The 3,318-nt window shown below is 53.3% G+C and carries 3 protein-coding genes; 1 reads left to right on the top strand and 2 read right to left on the bottom strand.

What is annotated here, in order from left to right; all coding sequences use genetic code 11:
- Nucleotides 1–381: 381 nt before the first annotated feature.
- A complete protein-coding gene (locus tag RMSM_RS33330; protein WP_160168431.1) occupies nt 382–558 on the top strand; it encodes a hypothetical protein in 177 nt (58 codons plus the stop codon).
- 124 nt (nt 559–682) lie between these two features.
- On the opposite strand, the gene RMSM_RS33325 is transcribed toward RMSM_RS33330, so the two are convergent.
- Nucleotides 683–1,951 carry a DUF1559 domain-containing protein gene (locus RMSM_RS33325; protein WP_040770827.1) on the bottom strand — a complete coding sequence of 423 codons (1,269 nt, stop codon included), beginning with the start codon at nt 1,949–1,951 and terminating at the stop codon, nt 683–685.
- Nucleotides 1,952–2,514: 563 nt separating this feature from the next.
- The coding region (locus RMSM_RS33320) for an endonuclease/exonuclease/phosphatase family protein (RefSeq protein ID WP_085980639.1) at nt 2,515–3,318 on the bottom strand (804 nt) is incomplete at its 5' end.

Raw genomic sequence — 3,318 nt, 5'->3', positions numbered from 1 at the left:
CCCCCCCGATGGTTACCAAAGTAAATGACATTGGGCGCTAGCCCCGGTCCAATGTCGGAACTGTGGCTAGAGGGCTGTTGATTTGATGAAGGTTCCTGCGGCAAGGGGTGACTGATGGACGACCTCCTCCGTCATGGGAGTATTGGACGGACTAGGAAGTCCATCGCACGAATAAATCAGCAGGCCGCTAACGCCAAAGCGGCCATACTACTGGAAACCTCCTGCCTACCTCGTTAGTAGAACTCCTCCAGGTGCATGATGTTGCAAACAATAAAAATCAACAACAGCTCAGCTCGTCAAAAGATTGATCCTTGACTAAAATCAAAGCGAAGCCATTGTTTGGCTGCCCTCCTTTTTTTATCTCCCACCCAAAGGTTAATGATGAGTCGACTTTTTTCGCTTGCGTTGCTTGTTGCTGCACTTACGGTTACCGGATGTTCGTCGTCGGATTCCACCAACATCTTAGAAGACGCAGATCAAGCGGCAATTGACGCGTATGACGCGCAAGCTGCTGCGAACGAGGCAGCATTAAACGGTTATGACGGAGTCGAAAAATAGCAATCGGTTAAAAGCTCTGGATGTAAAACGAAACAACCTCGGACCTGTGAAAGGTTCGAGGTTGTTTTTTGTTTTCATCGCAACGAAAGTGCGATGAATGTAGACATCGACTGCGGTCGGCTAACTAAAAATCGCTGCTGATCACTTCCTTAGCAGCACGAGTGCCGAGTGATCCCCAGAGTCCAAACGGGCTTTGTGCACCGGTTTGGTTTTTTGTAGCAGCGCTACCGCCGAGATAAACAACGGGGTTCTGGGAATTGCCAGCTTCGATGGAATCGGTGATGAACTTAACCGCACCGTCGCCCATCAACACATGCACGCCGCCTTGATGACGACTGGACGGAGTGGAAACCAAGTCTCCGTGTCCAGCACCACCTCCCGCATCCGTACAGACGGCCGAGTTGGGTGGCAGGATTGTATGCATCTGTCCATAAACAGGCATCGCATCGTACCAGTGGTATCCACGACCCCAGTTTGAATTGACTCCAATCGTGGAAATCCAGAATTGTGGACGTTCGGGATCGAGTGACGCCTGCATGAAGGACGGATTCAAATGGCAATTTTGTCGTTCGCCCGTCACCCCAACACCACCGCTGGTAGGCAACGAGGTTCGAGCATCTTTGTCGCCCAGATCGGTTGCGATCTCGCCACACATGATGGTGTTGGCCAGTCCATCCAATGTGTCTCGGAACTTCATGTTCTTAGTAAGCACAAACATGCCGCGATGCGCTGCGTTGGAGTGTTGTGCCGAGCTCGAACTCGGAGTGTAAGGAAGAGTCACACTCGAATCTTCGGACTGTTCGTTGACGTTTAGATACGGGTCACGCGATCGATAGGACGAGTCTCCGGTGCAGGCCACATAGTTGGTACGTCCCAACGATGGCAATCCCGAACCAGGGTCACTAGGACACCGGAACGTTGCCAATTCGGTGACGTAGGGCAGGTAGTTGCGCTCATCTGGCCGCGGGCCCATCGCTTGCCACGGTGGCGATTTGGGAGTTCCGTTGGAGTTGATCGCAAGCGGGTTGCTGATCTGCTCCCATAGCGCTTGCTGCTCAATGAACGGCACAATCCCGACCAGCATCGACAAACGGTGGTTCGAGCACCCCGTGGCAGTGGGAGTGGTAGGCGAGGGCTGATCCCAAAGGTCACGTCCGCCAACGACATAGGTCCCGGTTCCAAGAACGGGAAGTTGGTTGTAAGCGGAGTGGTAGTTATGGATCCCCAAGCCGATTTGCTTGAAATTATTACTGCAGCTCATACGACGAGCAGCTTCGCGAGCGGCTTGCACGGCCGGCAGCAATAACCCAACCAATACGCCAATGATGGCAATCACAACAAGCAGTTCAACCAGAGTAAATGCGGACTTTCGCCGCTGATATCTAGCGTGCAACACAATTCTCCTGAAATAGGAAAGGAAGGAAGGGGGGATGGTATGAAGGCAGGAAACTGGAGACAGCCCACAACAAGGCTTGTGCTCCATTAGCGAAGTCTAACGACAACATTCGCAACCGTAAATGAGAATTCGGGGATATGACGCTGGATTTCTGGCTTACGAAGGCCGCTTAGGGGGGCTCGGCATGCTCTACACGGATTGCTCTATAGACCTATCGCAACACGTCTCTATCCCTAAAGTGGTCATGCCTTTTTGGCGTGGTGGAAGCTGCGGGCGGCTTTCGATCCATGGACCGACCCCCCTAAGGATGCGGGTACTCTGTTACAGCTACAGAGCGTTACCCCAAACGGCTAACATACCGGACAGCCCCGTTCTGACTTGGCTTTCCGAGCTAAGAAGGCGGTCGGCTCAACACCAAACCACCCTCCACGGAGTGCTTCAGCCATCGCCAGTGATCGTGTTTAGATGTTGTCCGAGATGACAAGCGATTAGCGGCTGATGAAGATCAATTGCCTGCGATCCGCTGCAACGATCTGATTGTTCGCGGATATTCGCTACGGTTACTCGGCCGGTTGTAATTCGATCACGGCAAAGATTGGCCGGTGATCCGATGCGACCGATTCGTCGAGCACTTTGACATCAACGACACGCCAGCGATCTTGGGGACGATAAAGGATGAAGTCGATCTGCCGGGTAGGCTTGGTCACGGGTATCGTCGACATCGCGACGGCGCTCGCAGAGGTCCACGTCGAACCGAGCCGTTTCATCGTTTCACTGTCTGGTACCGCATTCATATCACCCGCCAATAATACAATCTGCTGCGGCTGATCTTTCGCTCGAGCATTAATCGCGTCGGCTGATTCAAGTCGCTCGCGTTCATCGGGACGATGGTCAAAATGAGTTGCCATTAGCCGCAGCGGCTCCGCGACGCCAGGGATCTCGATCGTCACTTCGATGTAGCCGCGTTGTTCGCCATCGGCAAGATTGGGCAGCAAATGATTCGTCTGCTTGACGATCGGAAAACGCGACAGCACGGCGTTTCCGTAGTGCCCGCCTTGAAGCGGAATGTTTGCTCCGAATACTACGTTCATGTCGGTCAACCTTGCCAACTCAGCAGGCTGGTCCACCGACTGTGACCGACGAACATTCTGGTCGACTTCCTGCAACGCCACCAAATCGGGTTTCACTTCGCGGATGACGTTTGCGATCCGCTGCAGATCCAAGCGTCCGTCGATTCCTTCGGCGTGGTGGATATTGTAACTGAGGATCCGTAGTTTTACGGGTTCGTCTCCCACAGCGAACTGGGTGAATGGAACGAGTAAAAGGATTAACCAAATTCGTAGAGTCGACATTCGCTCTGCCAT

It is taken from the genome of Rhodopirellula maiorica SM1 (assembly GCF_000346295.1).
GTDB lineage: Bacteria > Planctomycetota > Planctomycetia > Pirellulales > Pirellulaceae > Novipirellula > Novipirellula maiorica.
This window is presented reverse-complemented; position numbering and strand designations above follow the sequence as displayed.

Coding starts and splice junctions, on each gene's coding strand:
- RMSM_RS33330 (WP_160168431.1), top strand. CDS start 382: ATGAGTCGACTTTTTTCGCTTGCGTTGCTTGTTGCTGCACTTACGGTT.